20 protein-coding genes and 2 tRNA genes are annotated in these 20,081 nt (G+C 61.6%); 7 read left to right on the top strand and 15 right to left on the bottom strand.

Features of this window, described 5'->3' with window-relative positions; genetic code table 11:
* Positions 1-2 precede the first annotated feature (2 nt).
* Both Q8O69_RS20445 and Q8O69_RS20450 read right to left on the bottom strand, forming a co-directional pair.
* Positions 3-76: transfer RNA gene (locus tag Q8O69_RS20445), tRNA-Met, on the bottom strand.
* A gap of 202 nt (positions 77-278) precedes the next feature.
* A tRNA-Met gene (locus Q8O69_RS20450) sits at positions 279-355 on the bottom strand.
* Positions 356-560: 205 nt separating this feature from the next.
* Here Q8O69_RS20450 and Q8O69_RS20455 point away from each other — a divergent pair.
* Together Q8O69_RS20455 and dinB are read left to right on the top strand one after the other, a co-directional pair.
* On the top strand, positions 561-776 hold the full coding sequence (locus Q8O69_RS20455; protein WP_305594103.1) for a zinc-ribbon domain-containing protein: 216 nt from the start codon (positions 561-563) through the stop codon (positions 774-776).
* 23 nt (positions 777-799) lie between these two features.
* Positions 800-1,861 carry a DNA polymerase IV gene (dinB, locus tag Q8O69_RS20460; protein ID WP_305594105.1) on the top strand — a complete coding sequence of 354 codons (1,062 nt, stop codon included), beginning with the start codon at positions 800-802 and terminating at the stop codon, positions 1,859-1,861.
* Positions 1,862-1,924: 63 nt separating this feature from the next.
* Here the strand turns inward: dinB and rhlB are convergent, their stop codons facing one another.
* From rhlB to rnd, 5 genes are all read right to left on the bottom strand, one after another.
* Positions 1,925-3,367 carry an ATP-dependent RNA helicase RhlB gene (rhlB, locus tag Q8O69_RS20465; RefSeq protein ID WP_305594107.1) on the bottom strand — a complete coding sequence of 481 codons (1,443 nt, stop codon included), beginning with the start codon at positions 3,365-3,367 and terminating at the stop codon, positions 1,925-1,927.
* 104 nt (positions 3,368-3,471) lie between these two features.
* Positions 3,472-4,635, bottom strand: coding sequence for a dipeptidase (locus Q8O69_RS20470; RefSeq protein WP_305594109.1), 1,164 nt, complete (start codon positions 4,633-4,635; stop codon positions 3,472-3,474).
* Between the two features lie 175 nt (positions 4,636-4,810).
* Positions 4,811-5,767, bottom strand: a complete 957-nt coding sequence (locus Q8O69_RS20475; protein WP_305594111.1) for a D-2-hydroxyacid dehydrogenase — start codon at positions 5,765-5,767, stop codon at positions 4,811-4,813.
* A 5-nt stretch (positions 5,768-5,772) separates the two neighbouring features.
* Positions 5,773-6,066 carry a YcgL domain-containing protein gene (locus Q8O69_RS20480; RefSeq protein WP_090253148.1) on the bottom strand — a complete coding sequence of 98 codons (294 nt, stop codon included), beginning with the start codon at positions 6,064-6,066 and terminating at the stop codon, positions 5,773-5,775.
* Complete coding sequence (gene rnd, locus Q8O69_RS20485; RefSeq protein WP_305594113.1) at positions 6,063-7,196, bottom strand: ribonuclease D; 1,134 nt, start codon at positions 7,194-7,196, stop codon at positions 6,063-6,065. Before rnd ends, Q8O69_RS20480 begins: the two co-directional genes overlap by 4 nt.
* A gap of 147 nt (positions 7,197-7,343) precedes the next feature.
* Between rnd and Q8O69_RS20490 the strand changes: the two genes are divergently transcribed.
* The gene (locus Q8O69_RS20490; RefSeq protein ID WP_305594115.1) at positions 7,344-8,405 is read left to right on the top strand and encodes an SMP-30/gluconolactonase/LRE family protein; all 1,062 of its coding nucleotides are present in this window, start codon (positions 7,344-7,346) and stop codon (positions 8,403-8,405) included.
* Positions 8,406-8,471: 66 nt separating this feature from the next.
* On the opposite strand, the gene Q8O69_RS20495 is transcribed toward Q8O69_RS20490, so the two are convergent.
* Entirely contained in the window at positions 8,472-9,155 is a 684-nt protein-coding gene (locus Q8O69_RS20495; protein WP_305594117.1) for a spermidine synthase, read from the bottom strand.
* Between the two features lie 169 nt (positions 9,156-9,324).
* Between Q8O69_RS20495 and Q8O69_RS20500 the strand changes: the two genes are divergently transcribed.
* The 4 genes from Q8O69_RS20500 (at position 9,325) to Q8O69_RS20515 (ending at position 12,995) form a co-directional block, all read left to right on the top strand.
* Positions 9,325-10,179, top strand: a complete 855-nt coding sequence (locus tag Q8O69_RS20500) for a sulfurtransferase (RefSeq protein ID WP_305594119.1) — start codon at positions 9,325-9,327, stop codon at positions 10,177-10,179.
* A 235-nt stretch (positions 10,180-10,414) separates the two neighbouring features.
* Positions 10,415-10,894: a hypothetical protein gene (locus Q8O69_RS20505; RefSeq protein ID WP_305594121.1), complete on the top strand. Its 480-nt coding sequence runs from the start codon at positions 10,415-10,417 to the stop codon at positions 10,892-10,894.
* Between the two features lie 165 nt (positions 10,895-11,059).
* The gene (locus tag Q8O69_RS20510; protein WP_305594123.1) at positions 11,060-12,307 is read left to right on the top strand and encodes an OmpP1/FadL family transporter; all 1,248 of its coding nucleotides are present in this window, start codon (positions 11,060-11,062) and stop codon (positions 12,305-12,307) included.
* Positions 12,308-12,377: 70 nt separating this feature from the next.
* Positions 12,378-12,995, top strand: a complete 618-nt coding sequence (locus tag Q8O69_RS20515) for a response regulator transcription factor (RefSeq protein ID WP_305594125.1) — start codon at positions 12,378-12,380, stop codon at positions 12,993-12,995.
* An 8-nt stretch (positions 12,996-13,003) separates the two neighbouring features.
* On the opposite strand, the gene Q8O69_RS20520 is transcribed toward Q8O69_RS20515, so the two are convergent.
* The 7 genes from Q8O69_RS20520 to Q8O69_RS20550 all read right to left on the bottom strand — a co-directional run bounded on the left by Q8O69_RS20520 (position 13,004) and on the right by Q8O69_RS20550 (position 20,069).
* Complete coding sequence (locus tag Q8O69_RS20520; protein WP_305594127.1) at positions 13,004-14,890, bottom strand: hybrid sensor histidine kinase/response regulator; 1,887 nt, start codon at positions 14,888-14,890, stop codon at positions 13,004-13,006.
* 3 nt (positions 14,891-14,893) lie between these two features.
* Positions 14,894-15,964 carry a lipase secretion chaperone gene (locus Q8O69_RS20525; protein WP_305594129.1) on the bottom strand — a complete coding sequence of 357 codons (1,071 nt, stop codon included), beginning with the start codon at positions 15,962-15,964 and terminating at the stop codon, positions 14,894-14,896.
* A 47-nt stretch (positions 15,965-16,011) separates the two neighbouring features.
* Complete coding sequence (locus tag Q8O69_RS20530) at positions 16,012-16,938, bottom strand: triacylglycerol lipase (RefSeq protein WP_275962511.1); 927 nt, start codon at positions 16,936-16,938, stop codon at positions 16,012-16,014.
* Positions 16,939-17,045: 107 nt separating this feature from the next.
* Positions 17,046-17,597: a glutathione peroxidase gene (locus Q8O69_RS20535; protein WP_305594132.1), complete on the bottom strand. Its 552-nt coding sequence runs from the start codon at positions 17,595-17,597 to the stop codon at positions 17,046-17,048.
* A gap of 40 nt (positions 17,598-17,637) precedes the next feature.
* The gene (locus Q8O69_RS20540; protein WP_256665152.1) at positions 17,638-17,763 is read right to left on the bottom strand and encodes a hypothetical protein; all 126 of its coding nucleotides are present in this window, start codon (positions 17,761-17,763) and stop codon (positions 17,638-17,640) included.
* On the bottom strand, positions 17,760-18,968 hold the full coding sequence (locus tag Q8O69_RS20545) for an MFS transporter (protein ID WP_305594135.1): 1,209 nt from the start codon (positions 18,966-18,968) through the stop codon (positions 17,760-17,762). The genes Q8O69_RS20540 and Q8O69_RS20545 overlap by 4 nt, the downstream gene beginning before the upstream one ends.
* A gap of 213 nt (positions 18,969-19,181) precedes the next feature.
* On the bottom strand, positions 19,182-20,069 hold the full coding sequence (locus Q8O69_RS20550) for a hypothetical protein (protein WP_305594137.1): 888 nt from the start codon (positions 20,067-20,069) through the stop codon (positions 19,182-19,184).
* Positions 20,070-20,081 lie beyond the last annotated feature (12 nt).

Genomic DNA, 20,081 nt, shown 5'->3' on the forward strand with positions numbered 1-20,081 from the left:
GGTTGCGGGAGCCGGATTTGAACCGACGACCTTCGGGTTATGAGCCCGACGAGCTACCAGACTGCTCCATCCCGCGCCGGCCATTCTATATAGGAATGATCTTTTGTCAATTGATTGTTGCTGTTTAATCAATAACTTAAATGATGCGTTGGCGGAGAAACAAAAAATCGCAGGGGCAATCTTTGATGTCGCGCAGCGATGGGCCCGGCGAGGGAGGGCTGCTATAGGACGCAAGAAACAAAAAAGGCCACTCGATTGAGTGGCCTTTTCTGAGTATCTGGTTGCGGGAGCCGGATTTGAACCGACGACCTTCGGGTTATGAGCCCGACGAGCTACCAGACTGCTCCATCCCGCGGCGCCAATTCTAGCGTCTAAATGCTGCTTGTCAACCTAAAGGTGGCTAGAAGTTGTTTTTATTCAGGTGCTTAGCCGTGCGCTGGCGAGTTTTGCGCTGCAGAACCCTGTGCTAGAGCCTGATTGGGTGGACAGGTTTGCTTTCGGCATAGCCCGCAACCGGGCTGTTGGGCTAGAGTCCGTGCCCATTAAACGGGAGGAAAGTTATGAGCGTTGAATGCAAAGCCTGTGGTGCTCAGGTGCCAGCTGATGCCAAGACCTGTCCGGGTTGCGGCGCTGCCGTGGTGGCGAAGACCAAGTTGGTGCCGCTGGCGGCTTTTATGCTGATTGTTATCCTGATTATCCAGTCTTATATGGGCAAGTCTGAGGATGCGGCGAACGAGGCCAAGCCAGCAGCGCCTGTTAGTTCAGCTGAGCAGTAGCAGCAGGGTTGGTAGGCCTGGCAATGAGCAGCCGCAAAATAATCCACGTCGATTGCGACTGCTTCTACGCGGCAATCGAGATGCGGGATGACCCGAGCCTGGCCAGCAAGCCCTTGGCGGTCGGTGGTTCGGCGGATCGGCGCGGGGTGATTGCCACCTGCAACTACGAGGCGCGCAGTTATGGTGTGCGTTCGGCGATGGCCTCCGGGCAGGCGCTGAAATTGTGCCCCGATCTGGTGATCGTCAAACCACGGATGGATGCCTATAAGGCAGTGTCGCGGGAGATTCAGGCGATCTTTCGTGATTACACCGAGTTGATCGAACCCTTGTCGCTGGATGAGGCCTACCTGGATGTAACGGACAGCCCGCATTTTGCTGGCAGCGCCACGCGCATCGCCCAGGATATTCGTCGGCGGGTCTCGCAGGAGCTGCATATCACCGTCTCGGCGGGCGTGGCGCCGAACAAGTTCCTGGCCAAGATCGCCAGCGACTGGAAGAAGCCTAATGGCCTCTTTGTTATCACTCCGGATCAGGTTGAGGATTTTGTTGCCGCCTTACCGGTGAGCAAGCTGCATGGGGTGGGCAAGGTCACAGCCGACAAGCTCGGGCGTTTGGGCATTCGTACCTGCAGCGACCTGCGCGAATGGAACAAGCTGGCGTTGGTTAAGGAGTTCGGCAGTTTCGGCGAGCGCTTGTGGGGGCTGGCGCGCGGGATTGATGATCGGCTCGTGCATAACGACAGTCGGCGTCAGTCGGTCAGCGTAGAAAACACCTTTGATAAGGATTTGCCGGACTTGGCCGCCTGCCTGGAGCAGTTGCCCGCGCTGCTGGAGCAACTGGCCACCCGTATGGCCCGGCTTGATCCGAGTTATCGACCGGATAAGCCGTTCGTCAAAATCAAGTTTCACGACTTCAGCCAGACCACCCTGGAGCAGGGCGGTGCGCGGCGCGATCTGGAGAGTTATACGCGGCTTATGAGCGCCGCCTTTGCCCGTGGCAACAAGGCGGTGCGCCTGCTCGGCGTTGGCGTGCGCTTGCATGACCTGCGCGGCAGGCATGAGCAGCTGGAATTATTTGCGCCCTGACAGCGGCGCTGAAAATAGAAAAGGCGAAGCCGCAGGGCTTCGCCTTTTTTAGTTGCGCAGGGATCAGTGCTTGCGCGGGACCGGCTTGAGCAGCTCATCCGGCGGCATTTCGCAGGCGATCTTGCGGCCCAGCAGGGCTTCGATGGCCGGCAAGGCGTAGGCGTCGTCTTCACCAGCAAAGCTGATTGAGGTGCCACTGCTGCCGGCGCGGCCGGTACGACCGATGCGGTGCACGTAGTCGTCCGGGGTTTCCGGCAGGGTGAAGTTGATCACGTGGCTGATCGCATCGACGTGGATACCGCGGCCGGCCACGTCGGTGGCGACCATCACGCGGATCTTGCCTTCGCGGAAGCCTTCCAGGGCGCGGATGCGCTTGTGTTGTGGCACATCGCCTGACATCTGCACGGCGCTGATGCCGTCACGGGTCAGGCGTTCTTCGATGCGCCGCACTTCATCCTTGCGGTTGGCGAAGACCATCACACGAATCCAGTCGTTCTGGGTGATCAGGTTGTACAGCAGCTTGTATTTGTCGCTGCCGGCCACGGCATAAACGTGCTGTTCAACCGTGTCGCTGGCGACGTTTTCCGGCTCGATCTCGACGATCGCTGGCTCCGTGGTCCATTGCTTGGCCAGATTCATCACGTCTTCGGTGAAGGTCGCGGAGAACAGCAGAGTCTGGCGTTCGCCCTTCATCGGGGTCTGGCGGATGATCTGGCGGACCTGGGGGATAAAGCCCATGTCGAGCATGCGGTCGGCTTCGTCGAGCACCATCACTTCGACCATATCCAGGTGCACTTCGCCGCGCTGATTGAAGTCGAGCAAACGCCCCGGAGTAGCCACCAGAATGTCGCAGAAGCGCGACTCCAGCAGCTTGAGCTGTTTGTCGAAGTCCATGCCGCCAACAAAACTCATCACATTGAGGCCGGTGTATTTGGTCAGGTCGGCGGCGTCTTTGGCGATCTGCACCACCAGCTCGCGGGTCGGCGCGATGATCAGCGCGCGCGGCTCGCCCATATAACGCTCTTTCGGCGGCGGGGTTTGCAGCAACTGAGTGATGATCGAGATCAGGAAGGCGGCGGTTTTTCCCGTGCCGGTCTGGGCGCGGCCAATGGCGTCGCGGCCGCTGAGGGTATAGCCCAGTACCTGCGCCTGGATCGGCGTGCAGTACGGGAAGCCCAGATCATGGATGGCATGCATCAGCTCGGGGGAGAGCTTGAAGTCATGAAAACGGGTCTTGCCCTCGGCTGGCGCTACGGCGAAGTCTTCCAGTTTCCAGGTGTCGACTGGTTTGGCAGGGCGTTCGCGGCGCGGTTTCGCCGGTTTTTCCTTGCTCTGTAACGGTTTTTCAGCGGCTTCAGTGGGGCGCGGTGAGGCGCTGCGGCTGGATTTGTCAGCGGTGGCGTCAGGCTGGACGCGCGGTGCGCTGGGCGTTACAGGTGACGGAGTTGCTGGGCTGGGCTGCTCGCCCTCGGCTTTGCCGAATATTTTCTTGAGTGCTTTGAGCACGGTCATCTCATCAATTGGTTAAGGAGTGAACGGCCGCCAGTGTAAAGCAAGAAGCCGGCGCGGCGAAGTGCCGCGCCAGATGGCGGAGGTTGGCTGTTTTTTACTCAATTTTCGGGAAGGCTGGCAAGCAGCAAACGCTGCACGTTGCCACCCATGATGGCGGCAATTTCGTCATGGCTGAAACCTGCCTTGAGCAGGCCTTCGGTCAGTTGCGGCAGTCCGGTGACATCAAACGGCGCATGAATGGTGCCGTTGAAATCCGAGCCCAGGGCCACATGTTGCACGCCAATCAAGCCGGCGGTATAGCGGATTGCCTTGACGATGGCCTCGACCGACGTGGCGCAGACGGCAGCATCCCAGTAGCCGATACCGATGACCCCACCGGTGGCTGCGATGGCTTTCAGGTGTTTGTCGCTGAGGTTGCGCGTGCCTTTGCAGGTGCCTTCCACGCCTGTGTGGGAGACCAGAACCGGACGCGTGCTGATGGCCAGCACGTCATCGATCAGCGGGCGCGAGGCGTGGGCCAGGTCGATCAGCATGGCTTTTTCTTCCAGGCGCTTGATCACTTGCCGGCCCAGCGGCGTCAGGCCGCCTTTTTCCAGGCCGTGGGCCGAGCCGCCGATTTCATTATCAAAGAAGTGGGTGAGGCCGGTGATGCGAAAGCCGGCGTCATAGAGTGCGTCGACGTTTTCCAGCTTTCCCTCGATCGGTTGCAGGCCCTCGGTGGCGAGAATCGCCGCTACACGCTGCGGGTCTTTCTGCCAGGCGCTGACAAAGCTGGCCAGATCGCTGCGGTTCTTGATCATGACCAGGCGGCCGTCGCTATTGGCGCTGGCCTGATTGAGTTTGTGCGCCTGGTATAGGGCGCGTTGCAGCAGGCTGTCCCAGGTTTCCTTGGGCCAGCGTTGGGCCATGGCCAGCAGGGTGATGTTGTCGGTCTCTCCGCTATTGCTTTCATAGTTGATGCCGCGCGGCGTCTTGGTCACGGTGGAGAACACCTGCAGCCCAACGCGGCCTTCGAGCATGCGTGGCAGGTCGCTGTGGCCAAAGTCATAGCGCTTGAGCAGGTCGCGCTCCCACAACAGCACATCGTCATGCAGGTCGGCGATAAACAGCTGCTGATGCAACTGATTGGCCGGTTCACTGGCGGGGTAAGGCGCGGGGGATTCGACGCTGTTCATCTTGCGGTCAAGCAAGGAGGGCAGGGCAAACACACTGCCCGCAGCGATCAACAGGATTATCAGCAGGGTGATCAGAATTTTGCGCATATAAGGTGCCATCCGGGCGTTGTTGTTAGAGCCTGTTCCCGATCTGCTGCGCGTCGGCCCTGCGGCGTTAAAAACAGGCTCGGAATGCGCATGTACAAAAGTACACTCCGCTTCCTCGCCGGTTTTTGCCTTGCATGACTCTAGCTCGCGAGATCGTAAACAGATTCTAGAAACTTCAATAACCACGAACAAAGTCCACGTGCCCACGCAGTGTGTGGCCGGCCTGCCAGCGCGCCAGGTTATCGACAAACAGCTGCACCAGCAGGCGCGGATCAGTCGGCGCCGAGCTGTGTCCGGTAAGCAGCAGACGCGGCGCATCCCAGAATGGGTGGCCTGCGGGCAACGGTTCTTCACGGCAGACATCAATCACCGCGCCCACCAGTTGCCCCTGTTGCAGCGCACTGACCAGCGCCTGATCGACCACCGCCACACCACGCCCGGCATTGATAAACAGCGCGCTGGGCTTACAGGCGGCAAACAGCGCGGCGTCATAAATATCGCGGGTAGCCGGAGTATCCGGTAGCAGGTTGATCAGGTAATCGGCCTCGCCCACCAGGCGCAGCAGTTCGTCGAGCCCCGCCACCTGACGGAACGGAGACAGATTGCGCGGACTGCTGGCGATGCCGAGCAACTCGATGCCAAACGGTGCCAGAAACTGCGCCACGCTCAGGCCGATATCGCCCGCGCCGACAATCAGCGCCTTGCGCCCGGCCAAGCTGCGCGGCATGCGGTTGTCCCAACGCTGTTCGACCTGGGCAGCCAGTGCTGCAAACAATTGGCGCTCGTGCGCCAGCAGATGGCACAACACATACTCGGCCATCACCTGGCCAAAGATGCCCACGGCGCGGGTTAACGCGTAATCCGTTGGCAAGTCCTTGGTCAGCAGCGGCGTAATGCCCGCCCAGGTTGATTGCAGCCACTGGGGTTTAACGCCTTGACGCAGCAGCGCCGCAAGCAGATCCGGCTGGCCCAGCCAGAGCGGGCAGCTCGCGGCGTATTCGGCTAACTCAGCCGGCCGATTGCTGCCAAACAGCTCAAGCTCAGGTGCCTGCTGGCGCAGTAACTCGGCATACCGCGCGTGTTCGGCTTCGGCAATCAACACACGTACAGGGGCATTCGCAGTGGCGGGCATGGTGGTTACATCGGGTCGTTACGGCGCAGCAACTCGTCCGGCAGATGCTCGATATATTCATCTTCCGGCGGCGGCATCTGCAGGTGGTAGCCCTGCTCGTCGAGGTTGGCCAGCACCTTGTGGATGTCTTCGCGGGCCAGCACGCGCTCGGGTGTCAGCACCATCTCGAAGGCCAGGGCCGGCGGGCCGAAAGCCAGCAGCAGGTTTTCCGGCACGCGCTTGAGGCCATCGCTGCGCAGCACGTAGAGGTACATCTCGTTCTTGCGCGGGCTTTTGTAGATTGAGCAGATACGTTTCACGCGGACTCTCCGGTTGCAGCCAGGCAATCAAGCAGCGCCTGGCCCATCAATTCACGCCGCCAGCCGCGCAGCGACTCCGGCAGCTGGTAAGGCCCATTGGGGTAGCCGGTTTTCAGCAGGGCTTCGAGGGTTTTCTTGCGCAGCATCAGCTCCGGGGCGATGTTCAGGCGCTCACCTTCGCGCTGGCCGATGGCGCGCAGCTTTTTCAGCAATGACGCTGCTTCCAGCGGCAATGGCTCTGGCAGGGCTTCAGGCCACTCTTCAGCCGGGGTGGCTGCCGCCTGCTTGATCAGCTGCAAAATAAACTCGCCGTCCTGGCGCACGGTTTTCGGGTGCATATCCTCGATCCGCGCCAGGGCCACCAGGTTGTCCGGCTGGGTGCGCGCCAGTGGCCACAGCGAATGCTCACGGATAATCCGGTTGCGCGGCTGGTTGCGTTTGCGCGCCTGACCTTCACGCCAGCTGCACAGCGCTTTCAGCACGGCCAACTGCTGCCGGTTGAGTTTCCAGGCCAGCTTGGCTTCGCGGTAGGCCAGCTCCGGGTCGACTTCGCGGCAGAGGTTACTGACCAGCTCGGCGCCGTCTTCCAACACCCAGGCGTATTTCTCGGCAGACAGCTGCGCCTTGAGCTGCGCATACACCTCAGCCAGGTGCAGCACGTCTTCGGCCGCATAACTGACCTGAGTGGCCGACAACGGCCGCTGCAGCCAGTCGGAGCGGGTCTCGCCCTTGGGCAGTTCGATATTCAGCACTGCCTGCACCAGGCGCGAATAGCCCATGGAGAAACCGAGGTTGAGGTAACCGGCGGCCAGTTGGGTGTCGAACAGCGGCGTGGGCAGGCTGCCGGTCAGGCGCAGAAAGACTTCCAAATCCTCGCTGCAGGCATGCAGCACCTTGACCACGGCCGGGTCCTGCAGCAGCTCGGTAAAGGGCGCCCAGTCGCTGATCAGCAGCGGATCGATCAGATACGCCCGCTCGCCCTCGCTAACCTGCAGCAGCCCGGCAATCGGGTAAAAGGTGTCGACCCGCATAAACTCGGTATCCACCGCGACAAAGGCCAGCGTGCGCCAGGTTGCACAATGCTGCGCCAGGCTGGCGTTATCACCAATCCACTGAATATCAATCGCCACGCGGCTCTCCCATCAAGAATGCCGCGCAGTATATATGCCCAGGCACTGTGCCGGGCATTTGCTGCCTTGGGCATCACAGATGCGAATGAACCCTGTAATCTGGCCGGCGCTTGCATCTGCTTACCTTCATCACAGGGAATAAAAACAATGAAGAAACTGCTTGGCCTGCTTGTGGCCTTGATTGCTGCGGCGGCGATCTACCTCGCCGTCACACCCAGCCCGATTGATCCACTGGCCTGGGAAGCCCCGGCCATCCCGCCGATGACCGGCGTACTGGAACCCAACGACACGCTGATGAAGGCCGAACTGCTCGGCCGCGGCCAGGTGCATGGCCCGGAAGACACCGCCGTAGATGCCCAGGGCCAGGTATACGCCGGCCTGCATGACGGCAAGATCGTGCGCATCAAGGCCGATGGCAGCGTGGAAACCTTTGTCGACACCCAAGGCCGCCCGCTGGGCATGGACTTTGACGGCGCCGGCAACCTGATCGTCGCCGACGCTTACAAGGGCTTGCTGAGCATCGACGCCCAGGGCCAGATCAAGGTACTGACCACCGAAGCCGAAGGCGTAGCCTTCAAGTTCACCGACGATCTCGACATCGCTCGCGACGGCACCATCTACTTCAGCGATGCCAGTCAGCGTTTTGAGCAACCGGATTACCTGCTCGACCTGCTCGAAGCCCGCCCCCATGGCCGCCTGCTCAGCTACAACCCGGCTACTGGCGAAACCAAGGTGCTGCTCAAGGACCTGTACTTCGCCAACGGCGTGGCGCTGTCGGCCAATGAGGACTTCGTGCTGGTCAACGAAACCTACCGCTACCGCATCACCCGTTACTGGCTGAGCGGCGACAAAGCCGGCACCCACGACATCTTTATCGACAACCTGCCGGGCCTGCCGGACAACCTGCAGGGCGACCGCAACGGCACTTTCTGGGTGGCCCTGCCGACCCCGCGCAAGGCCGATGCCGATATGCTGCATCGCTCGCCCTGGGCGAAATCGCAGCTGGCCAAACTGCCACGGGCCTTCTGGCCCAAAGCCGTGCCTTACGGTTTTGCCATCGCCCTCAATGAGCAAGGCGAAATCACCCAGAGCCTGCACGACACCAGCGGCACCCACCTGCGCATGATCACCTCGGTCAAACCGGTGGGCGACTACCTGTACTTCGGCAGTCTGGATAATGACCGGATCGGTAAGCTGAAAATCCGCTAAGCCATCAGCACAAAAAAACCCGCGCAACTGCTTAGCTGCGCGGGCTTTTTAATGTTCGCGATTTACCTATTTGATCTTTTCGGCGATCCAGATGGTGTGACGGGTGCCCTTGTTGCCATGAGCATAGACCTGCACTTCCTCGACCTTGAAGCCGGCCTTGCGCACCTTGTCGCTGAATACCCGGTCGGCGCTGGCCGACCACACCGCCAGCACGCCTTTGTTACGCAATGCCTGGTAGCAGCGCTGCAGGCCCTGGGCGGAATACAGCCAGCTATTGCGCTTCTGGGTCAGGCCTTCGGGGCCGTTGTCGACATCCAGCATGATCGCGTCATAACGCTGGTCGGCGCTCTTCAGGCAATTGGCGACATCGTCCTGAATTACCCGGGTGCGCGGATCGAGGATCGGATAACCGGCCTTGGCGCCCAACGGGCCGCGGTTCCATTCCACCACCCCAGGCACCAGCTCGGCCACTTCCACTTCAGCGGTCTTGCCCAGGTTCTGTAATGCTGCCGCCAGGGTAAAACCCATACCCAAGCCGCCGATCAACACCCGCGAGTCCGGCCGCCCAGCGACCTTCTTGCAGGGAATCACCGCCAGCGCATCTTCAGAACCATGCATGCGCGTGTTCATCAACTGACCGCCATCGCCGCCGGCAATCTTGATCACAAAATCCTCACCGTACTCGAATAGGCACAGCGCGCCCGAGCCATCGGGAATCGGGGCGGTATCGAGCAATACAAAACGCTTCATGGCGTGCGGCAACCTGGGTCAGCTAAAACGGGGATGCAGCATGCCCATAAACCGACAAAGATGCAGCGCCCTATCGGCAGAAATTCTTCTGTGCGCGGCGTCTCGACAGCCCAACGCCAGGGTTTATGATGCCGGCTGCTCCTTTCCCTTTGCCCACAGGATGACTGGCATGCCCCTCGCCCAACTGATCAGTGCCGCCCAGCTACAGCGACGCCTTGATGAGCCCGACCTGCTGATTCTCGATTGCCGCTTTGCCCTGGATGATCTGACCTACGGCCAGCGCAGCTACGCCGAAGGGCATATTCCCGGCGCGCAGTTTGCCGATTTGGAGCGCGACCTCTCCGGGCCGATCCATAAAGGCATCACCGGCCGTCATCCCCTGCCGGAGCCTGCGCAACTGCTGCAGCGCTTGCGCGAATGGGGACTGAACCATCACAGCGAAGTGGTGCTGTACGACGACGGCCCGGGCGCCTTTGCCAGCCGCGCCTGGTGGTTGCTGGCCTGGCTGGGCAAACGTGAGGGCGTGTACCTGCTCGATGGCGGCCTCAAAGCCTGGCGCGAAGCCGGCGGCGCATTGACTCAGGACCTACCCGCACAGGCTGCTGGCACCTTCAGCGGCAACGCCGATGCCAGCCTGCTGGTCAGCGCAGCCCAGCTGCAGCAGCGCCTGGGCGATCAGCAGATGACCCTGCTCGATGCGCGTGGCCTGCCGCGGTTCAGAGGCGAGGTGGAGCCGATTGACCCGGTCGCCGGGCATATCCCCGGCGCGCAGTGCGCAGCGTTCACGGACAACCTCGACAGCGACGGCCACTTCCTCAGCCCAGAGCAGCTGCGCCAGCGCTTTGCTACACATCTCGGCGAGCGCCCGGCCAGCGAGCTGGTCGCCTACTGCGGCTCAGGCGTAACCGCCTGCCACAATCTGTTCGCCCTGTGCCTGGCCGGCTACCCGTTGGCGCCGCTGTATGCCGGTTCCTGGAGCGAATGGATCACTGACCCTGCTCGTCCGGTAGCCACTGGCGACTGATTTCAGTTCAGGCAGGCTGGCCGCGCGGCTAATGCTCGCCAGCCGTGGTAAGCACCAACTGGAATATAGGCAATAACCGAAAGCCGAAAACAATTTAAAAACAGCCCTTTACAGTAGAAAGGTCGCACTACACTTCAACATGAGCGGCTAACCCCGCTTCCGGTGGGGCCTTTATTAGAACAAGCAGAAGCTGCCAGCGCCCCGGCCCCATCGGTCACCTGTCGCCGAGGGCTTTATGGGAATTGCCGCCTGCGAGTTAAGCCAGTACGTCATCCGCCCTACCCTGCTCTACCTGGGCCGCCACTCCACCGCCGCCGAAGCCTTGTTGCTCGGAGCCGCCGCCAGCCAATCCGGGCTCGGCTCAGCCCTCGATGACAAACATGGCCATGGCCTTTACCGCATCGCCGCACAGCGCCACCAACAGCTCTGGGATCAGCACCTGGCGCTGGACCCGGACCTCGCCAGCCAAGTACGTGGCCTCGCCAGCCAGCATGCCTTCCTCGCCGCGCCGCACCTGGAACTGACCGTCAACCTGCGCTACGCCACGGCGATTGCCTGGATGCTGATCGAAGCCGAACACCGCGAACTGCCGGCCGCCGATGATCTGCTGGGCATGGCGCAGGTCTGGCGTCGGGTATTCAGGCCCCACGGGCGCACCAAAGACTTTATCGCCGCCTGGCAACGCTGCATCGGCAGCCTCAGCCAAGTGGCCTGACCCCTTCGACAACGGCCAGCATTGTCCGACAAGATCCAAGCAACTAGCAGAAAATAGCGTCACGTTAAAGGCATAAAACCGCTCTATCTCGGGAACTTCGCGGGCTTGGCAGGGGTCAGGAAAAGTTGTTAGTTTCCGCCCCCCGTTAAAACCTAGGAGTCCTCCGTGACTAGAAGAGTCGTCAAGACCTGCCTGTCCCTTGCCCTTGCCTCTGCCGCCAGCCATGGCTTTGCCAGTGGTTTTGCCATCAACGAACAAAGCATCAGCAGCATGGGCACCGCCTTCGCCGGCCGCTCCTCCTCCGCCGATGACGCCAGCACCGTATTCGGTAACCCGGCCGGTATGGCGCGCATCAAGCGCGAACAAGTCAGCGGCGGCATTGCGCTGATCCACGCGAAAACCGATATCGATAACGCCAGCGGCTCTGCCAGCGGCAGCAATGATGGCGATATGGTGCCTTTTATCGGCGCGCCCATGGGCTATTACGTCAAACCGCTGGACGACAACTGGAGCTTCGGCCTGGGCCTGTACGTGCCGTTCGGCCTGGTGACTGATTACGAGCGTAACTTCCAGGGCCGCTATCACGGCGACCGCAGTGAAGTGCGGGTGATCACCCTGCAGCCAACCCTGAGCTATCGCTTCAACGAGCAACTGTCGATCGGTTTTGGCCCAACCATCAACCGCATCGACGGTGAGCTGACTTCGGCCATCAACAACCCGATTCCTGGCGCGGGTGACGGCAAGGTCGAAATCAAGGGCGATGACACCGCACTGGGTTACAACCTCGGCGTGCTGTTTGAAATCACCCCACAAACGCGCTTCGGCCTGACCTACCACTCCAAGGTGGATTACCGCCTGAAGGGTGACACCACAGTGTCTGGCCCAGGTGTCATTGCAACTTCGGCCGGCACCTACGATGCGTCACTGGAGCTGACCACCCCGGAATCGGTGGACTTCTCGGTCACCCACGAGCTGAGTGCCGATTGGACCCTCTACGCCGGTAGCACCTGGACGCGCTGGAGCCGTCTGGAAGAAATCCGCGCAAACAACAAAGGCGTCGGTGGCTTGCTGGCGGGCAAGCTCAGCAGCATCAGTGAGCCGCAGAACTGGCACGACACCTGGGCTCACGCCGTCGGTGCCGCCTACAAGCTGAACCCGCAGTGGACCCTGCGCGCCGGCCTGGCCGTGGACCAGTCGCCGACCAATAACGCCGACCGTTCGCCGCGCATCCCCACCGGTGACCGCACCATCCTCAGCCTGGGCACAGCCTGGAGCCCGAATGATGACGTGACCATCGACCTGGCTTACTCCTACCTGATGGAAGACGACGCGCACATCGAAAGGGACGACTACCGCGCAACCTACAAAAACACCGCCCACGGCCTGGGCGCACAAGTGACGTACCGCTTCTAACTCAACCAGCGGTTTGGGTTAAACTCGCGCGGCGCCCACAAAAATAATAACGCCGCCTGAGACAGCCCTTATGACTGCACTCTGCACTGCCCTGCCCGAACAGCTCAGCCTGTTGCTGGTGGATGACCACCGGATTTTTCTCGACGGCCTCAGCCTGGCCCTCGCCCCGCTCTGCGCCGATCTGCAGATTCGCACCGCCGAATCCGCTGCAGCCGCCGAAGCCTGCCTGCAACACGCCAGCTTCGACCTGATTCTGCTCGACCTGCGCCTGCCTGATATGCCGGGCCTGGAGTTGCTGCAACGCTGGCAACAACAAGGCCGCATGACCCCAGTAGCGATCCTTAGCGCCAGCGACTCCAATCTGGACGCCCAAGCCGCGCTGGCCGCCGGCGCGCTGGGCTTTATCCCGAAAAGTGCCAATAGCGATGAACTGCGCCAGGCAGTAACCCGCGTACTGCTGGGTGAAACCCTACCCGCACCGCAGACGGGCGACAAACCACAGCTCACGCCCCGGCAGATGGAAATCCTCCAGCTGCTGGCCGAAGGCTTGCCGAACAAGTCCATCAGCCGTCAGCTGGGCGTCTCCGAGGACACGGTGAAAACCCATCTGAAATCACTGTTTCAGGAGTTTTCCGTCCATACCCGGACTGCATGCGTCAGTGCGGCGCGGCAACGGGGCTGGCTGTAGGAGTCTATTCAACGCCTGCTACGCGTCGGCCCTGCTGCGTTAAAACCAGGCTCGGAATGCTCATTTACACCAGTAAACTCCGCTTCCTCGCCTGCTTTTGCCTTGCAGGTCTCTAGCTCGCGAGACGTTGAACAGCTCCTATCCGCCGCATTGGCGGGCAACAGCACCGCCAGGGCCTGCCGCAAACGGGCTGGCAGCAGCGGTTTGCCGAGCAAGGTGACATGGGCGCGGGTGCAGCGCTCCTGCAGGTCGGCGCTGACGTCGGCGGTAATCAGCAAGGCCGGCAGCATGCGCCCGGCCTCTTCGCGCAAACGCTCGATAACGCGCAAGCCGTCCTCGGTGGCGGCCAGGCGATAGTCGCTGATCAGCACCTGCGGCTGCGCCTCGGGCAGACACTGCAAAGCCTCGGCTGGATCGGCGCAGGCCCAGACCTCGCAACCCCAGCGCTGCAATAACCCGGACAGTGCCTCGCGCCCTGCGGCGTCGTCTTCCAGCAACAACACCCGTCCGCTCAATGCTGCGGCAACTGCCGGCGGTGCTTGCCACTCACCGGCCTCAGCCTGCGGCAGGCGCAGGATAAAGCGCGCGCCCGCGCCTGGGCTGGAATCCAGCTGCAGCGGATGCCCCAGCAACTGCGCCAGTTGCTGGACGATGGCCAGGCCCAGACCCAGACCGCGCTCGGCATTGCGCCCAGGGTTATCCAGCTGACGGAACTCTTCGAAGACCTGACTCTGCTCTTCCTCGCTCAAACCCTGACCATCGTCACCGACCTCCAGCTGCACCACGCCCTGCTCGACACGGGCATGCAGCCAGACATGCCGCGCCTGGGCATGGCGCAAGGCGTTGCTCAGCAGGTTGCGCAGCACGCGCTCCAGCAGCAGCGGATCACTGCGTACCCAAAGCTCCGCGCATTGCAGTTGCAGCTCGACACCCTGAGCGTCGGCCTCGGCGCGGCTTTCACCACTCAGGCGCGCCAGCAAGGGGCGCAAGGCAAACACCTCCGGCTTGGCCTGCACTCCGCCGGGCAGGGTCAGGCGGGTGTAATCGAACAGCGACTGCAACAGCCGGCTGAGCTGCTCCACGGCAATCGCCAGGCGGCTGCTGATGCGGTGCACGCCGGGGTCCTGGTTCTGTTCCAGCAGATGCTGGGCATACAGGCCCATGGCGTTGAGCGGTTGGCGCAGATCATGGCTGGCGGCAGCCAGCAGGCGCAGCTTGCGTGCATCGTCAGCTTCGGCGCGCTGCCGCGCCAGGTCCAGCAAACGCAAATTGAGCCAGGCGCCGCGCTGGCCGTGTTCCTGCAGGTAGGCGCCGACACTGCCAATCAGATTGGCGCAAAACAGAAACAAGCCCTGATAACCCAGCGCCACGCTGCCGCCCGTGGCGACAAGCCCCAGCCAGAGGAACAGCCCGCACACGCCCCAGGAAGCCAGGCTGACGGAGCGGAACGATACACCCAGCAGCACGTAACCAAACAGCAGCACCAGAAACAGCCCGTCATAGGGCATGGCTACGCCCAGGCTCCAGCACAGATGAATGATCACTGCGACGGAAATACCGTTGAGGGCATAGGCCGCTACATAGACCAACAAGGCGCGGCGCGGCGGGCTCAGTGGGCGACGACAGTAGAAGAAAGACAGCAACGCACCGACTATGCCCAGCAGCCGCACTGGCAAGGTCGCAAGACTGGCATGGAGAGGCAGCAGCAATAGATCGAGGGCGGCGTAGACCAGTTGAAAGATCACCGCCGTGCTGATGATCAGCAGCAGGCGGCGACGAATGCGCTGCACCCGGTGCTCGACAAATTCATCTTCCAGCACACCAGTAAAGCGCAGCCGCCGGTAGCCGCGGCGCTGTTGCGTCAACAGCAGAGACTCCTGACGCTCGAGGCTCATGGCTTACAACTCGGGGGACTGGCTGTCCTGCTGCTTGGCGGCAATGGCGTCATAGGTTTCCACCCGGTGCTGATCTTCGGCGCTGAATAGACGCTGGCGCAAACGCTGCTGCTCCTGCTGCTGATCCGCAGCACTGAGGCCATTGCCCTGCAAGGCGGCAAGCTCCTGCTGGTAGGTGGCATAGCGTTGTTGCCAGGCGCGCTCGTTGCGCTGCTCGCTGAGCAGACGTTCGACCGTGGGCGGATCATAGGTCAAGGCAAGCAGCTGGCGCACCTGCTCTTCGCTTGCCCCCTCCTGCCAGAGCTTGTCTGTCTGGACCTGTAATACCTGGGCCTGAGCCTGACGCTCTTCGCTAGCGCGCATGGCTTCGGGGAGCTGGGCACGCAAAAGCTCCTGCGCCTGAGCCTTGGTGTGCTCACTCAGATCAGTACGGGCCATCAGCGCCAGATTATCCAGGGTGTAGCGGCCGTAAGCCTCTTCGGCACCAAACAGGGCCTCGGCAGCGGCACTGGAAAAATGTGCACGGCGCAACTCTGCAAGCTGCTCGAAGGCTCGCTGCAAGGCAACCAGTTGGCCATCCGGGGTGCTTTGCTGGGCTGTGCTCAAGGGTTGCTGCAGCAACGCCAGGCTGGCGCGCTTGTAATCCATATAGTCGCCCAGCAAGCCAATAAACTGGCCCAGGGCGGGTTCCGGTAAACGTCCGCGCGCATCGGCGAGCATCACCTCGACCACGGTTTCCAGCCCAGCCTGATCTGCAGCGCTGAGGAAATAATCCAGGTAATCACGCAGCGCCAGGTTCAGTTGCAGATTGCCGGCACTGTCCGCTTTCAATTCACCATCCACTTCGGTGCCCTGCAAACCTGGCAGGCTTGCAGGTGCTCTAGCAGTTGAGGTGTCTGGTTTGGCGGTTGCCAGCAGAGGGCTGGGGGCGACGGACAGAGGCGCCGTAGCGGCAGCAGAAACAGCTGGCGCGACGGGTAACGCAGCGGCTGGCCACTGCCAGTAAAGCGTAAGGCCGGCAACGCTGCCGGCCAGTACCAGGAGAGGAACAGTTGAGCGCAACGACAGGGCCATATGACCTCCAGAATGCGGGCTGCATGGCGCAGCCCGCCGGGTGACGGTCAGACGCCTTTGCTTTTCAGGCGGTTGGCATGTTGGCGATACAGTGAAACCGGCTCGGTCCAGCCACGCACGCCGAACAGGTGGTTGATCGCATCCACGTGGTTCATGTTGTAGTCATCACCGATCACCTGCCCCAGGTAAGTGGAGCAAACGCCGACCAGGCCATCGTTCTTCTCGCTACCAAAGGCCAGCCCAGTGATGGCGAGAAACGGATCGACCGCATCAAAGACGTTGGTGTAGGAGGTGTTGCCGGTCCAGGAGTAGTAACGGATGTTGTGCCCACGCACGTTATGCACTTCGGTGGACTTGGCGCAGTAGCTGCTGCTGTTCACGCCCCACGGATGGCGACCATTCAATGCAGTGGTGCCAGCAGTGGTCAGGGTTTTCAGCGCAGCCAGGCCGTTTTGCGGGTTGCTGCTGCCAGACAGCAGGTTGATCACCGCGCCTATGGCGTTGGCCAGACCATTGGCCCCGCCTTCGATGGCGCTGTTTGGCGGGATCACACCGCGCAGCACATCGGCAACTTTCGAGCCTTTGTTCACCCCATTGACCGAGGTTACCGAGGCCACCAGATCCGGACGCAACGAGGCGGCAACGCGCGAAGTTGGCGACCCCTGACTGTGGCCGATCAGATTGACTTTGCCGCCATTGGCACCGGCCCACGGCACAATCTGCTGCGCCAGGGCGGCGCCGCGCTGTTCGCTGTCATTGAGTGCCGACACACTGGCCACATAGACCTTGGCGCCATCGCGCTCGAGGTTCCAGGGGATGGTGTGGAAATAGTTGATCAGGCCGCCGATGGTGTCGAAGCCGGTCACCCCGTGCACCAGCACGATCGGGTATTTGGTCTTGGTGTAATTGGCCTGGGCCTCAACCGCGCCGACCAGGGCGCATACAGCTAGAGCAGAAGTAATAACGCGACGCATGGGTGCCTCCTTATTTTTCTTGTTGGCACGCCGGGAAACTGCGTCCGGCGTACTCACAACTCTAAGGAGGTGCTGCGGTATGGGCTATCGCCCAGATGGGTGATGCCTCAATGCTGCGAGGCGATGGCCTGTGCAACGGCGGCCAGCAATGCCGGGTCATCCGGGGTAGTGCTACTGGGGAAGCTGGCGATCACCTTGCCCTGGGCGTCGATCACATACTTGGAAAAATTCCAGCGCGGCGCCTGGCTTTGCGCGGCCAGTTCCTTGAACAGCGGCAGTGCATCGCTGCCGGTAACGCGCTGGGTTTCGCTCATGGGGAAGGTCACGCCGTAATTGACGTAGCAGACCTTGGCGATTTCTTCGCTATTGTCGGCTTCCTGACGGAAGTCATCGGAAGGCACCCCAAGAACCTGCAGGCCCTGCTCCTTGTAGCGCTGGTAGAGCGCTTCCAGGCCTTTGAACTGCGGAGTAAAGCCGCAGAAGCTGGCGGTATTGACCACCACCAGCGGCTTGCCGGCAAACTGTGCGCACAGGTCAATGCGCTCCTCGCTGCGCAGCTTCTGCACCTCCCCCTGCAGCAACGCCGGGCATTCGGCAGCCTGCGTCGGCCCAACCCAGGCACTGAGCAGAGCGACAACCAGCAGGGGAAAACGCCACATACACATCACCTTGAGTAACTGGAACGACAGAGTAACAGCCTTAACATACACCCAAACCCAGCTGCAGAAAGGCCAGGCCACTTTGCAGCCAGCCCCACCAGGCCAGGCCCAGGGCCAACATGCCGCCCATCACCAGCGCGGTGTTCCAGCCATAGTCGGTATTCATGCATTCGCCTCCTGTTGTTGCAAGCGGGCCACGGGCAGCTCGCGTACTGGCCAGTTCAGCGCGGCGGCCAGCAGGCTGAGCAGCACGGCAATCTGCCAGACCAGATCATAACTGCCGGTATGGTCATACAGATAGCCGCCCATCCAGCCGCCGAGAAAAGCCCCCAACTGGTGGAACAGAAAGACGATGCCGCCAAGCATCGACAGATTGCGCACACCGAACAGGGTCGCCACCGTGCCATTGGTCAGCGGCACCGTCGACAGCCACAACAGGCCCATGGCCACGCCAAAGGCATAGGCGCTCCACACCGTCAGTGGCGTCAGGATAAACGCCACAATCACCACCGCCCGTGCCAGGTACAGCGCGCTGAGCAGGCGCGGTTTGGACATCCGCCCGCCCAGCCAGCCGGCGATATAGGTGCCAAAGATATTAAACAGACCCACCAGCGCCAGCACCGTAGTGCCGACCAGTGCAGGCAGATGCTGATCGACCAGATAGGCCGGCAGATGCACGCCGATAAACACCACCTGAAAGCCGCAGACGAAAAAGCCCAATGCCAACAGCCAGAAACCGGAATGGCTGCAGGCCTCACGCAGCGCTTCACCCAGGGTTTGTTCCTGACCGGTAAGCGGTAGTGGCGTGTCCTTAAGCATTGCCGCTAGCGGCACAATCAATGCCACCAGCAGGCCCAGCGCCATCAGCGCCACTGACCAACCCAGCCAGCTAAGCAGGCCCAGGGTGCCGGGGAGCATAACGAACTGGCCAAAGGAGCCCGCCGCCGCCGCGATACCCATGGCCATGCTGCGTTTCTCCATCGGTACGGCGCGGCCCACTGCACCGAGAATCACCGAGAACGAGGTGCCGGACAGACCGATGCCGATCAGCAGCCCGGCGCTCAGCGACAGACTCATCGGCGAATCAGCCAGGCCCATGCAGCCGAGGCCAATGGCATACAGCACGCCGCCGACAATCACCGTGCGTTTGGCGCCGAAGCGGTCGGCCAGGGCCCCGGTAAAGGGCTGGGTCAGGCCCCAGATCAGGTTCTGCAAGGCAATGGCAAAGGCAAATACCTCACGGCCCCAGCCGAACTCGGCGCTCATCGGCGGCAGGAACAGGCCAAAACCATGACGAATGCCCAGCGACAGCGCCAGGACCAGCGATGCGCCCAGCATTAACCAGCCACTGGTGCGCCATAACGAAGTCATAGGTTGTCCTTTACGGGTAGCGACCCGCTTATCGAGAAATCGGCAATATGGCGCAGGTATATACCGCTACCCGCTCAGGTAACAGCTACAGCTGTTCGGCAATCCAGTGCTACAGATTGCACCCTGAGCTAGAGATGCTGGCAAGCCGACCATCGGCTAACAGGCCGCTGAGAACACTAGCTGCGAGGGTAAGCCTGCGTTGAAAACGGCCGGCTAATCGAACAGCAGCGGCGCGGCACTGGCGCGCTGGGCGAAGAACGTCAGCAACTGCTTGTGGTAGTGGCTATACACCTCGGGCGGCAGCCAACGCTGGTAGATCGCCAGGGTGCTGGCGGGCGTAGCAGAAAGCTCACGAATGGCCTGATCAATACGCCCAGCCATGCGCGCGCCCCATGGCGTGCGTGAGCAGTAGATGCCCACCGTCACCAGTTCGGCGTTTTCCCGCAGCGGCACGCTGACCAGCGCATCACTGAGGCTGAAATGACGCATCACCTCGGTGTAGATCACCGGGTAATCGAAGACATAATCCAGACGGTGATGGCTGACCATCAGCAGCAGGTTTTCCCCACCTTGGCTGCCACCCAGCTCGGGGAGATGCCCTGCGGCGTGCGCCTGCAGCAGGCGTTCACGAATCGACGCGGGATAGACCCGACTCTTGGCCAGAGCGCCGCGCAGATAAGGATTGCCGAACAGCCAGTCGAGGCTGACCTGGCCGTCTTCGATTAGCAGTTGATCGCGGGTTTGCCGGCGGACCAGCACATGAATCGGCGTGGTTGCCACATAAGGTACGAAGTAACCTTGCTGATCGCGCTCGGGGCTCTGCAGCTGGCCACTGCTGCACATTTCTCCTTGCTCACCCATGCGCTGCTCCACGCGGGCCATGGGCAACACTTCGTAGCGCATCTGCAGCTCGGGCAGGCGTGCAGCCAACAGCTGCATAGCCTCGAACAGCACACCATCAACCACCTGACCATCGCGTACATTGAAGACACCCGGGATCGGCACAACGCCCCACACCAGCTCCTCGGCCTGCAATACGTCAGCACAGGGCAAGGCCCCGAGCAATGCCGCCAACAGCGTCGAGTAAAACAACCTGCGCACCATATACATCCC

The organism is Pseudomonas sp., from assembly GCF_030690725.1.
GTDB lineage: Bacteria > Pseudomonadota > Gammaproteobacteria > Pseudomonadales > Pseudomonadaceae > Aquipseudomonas.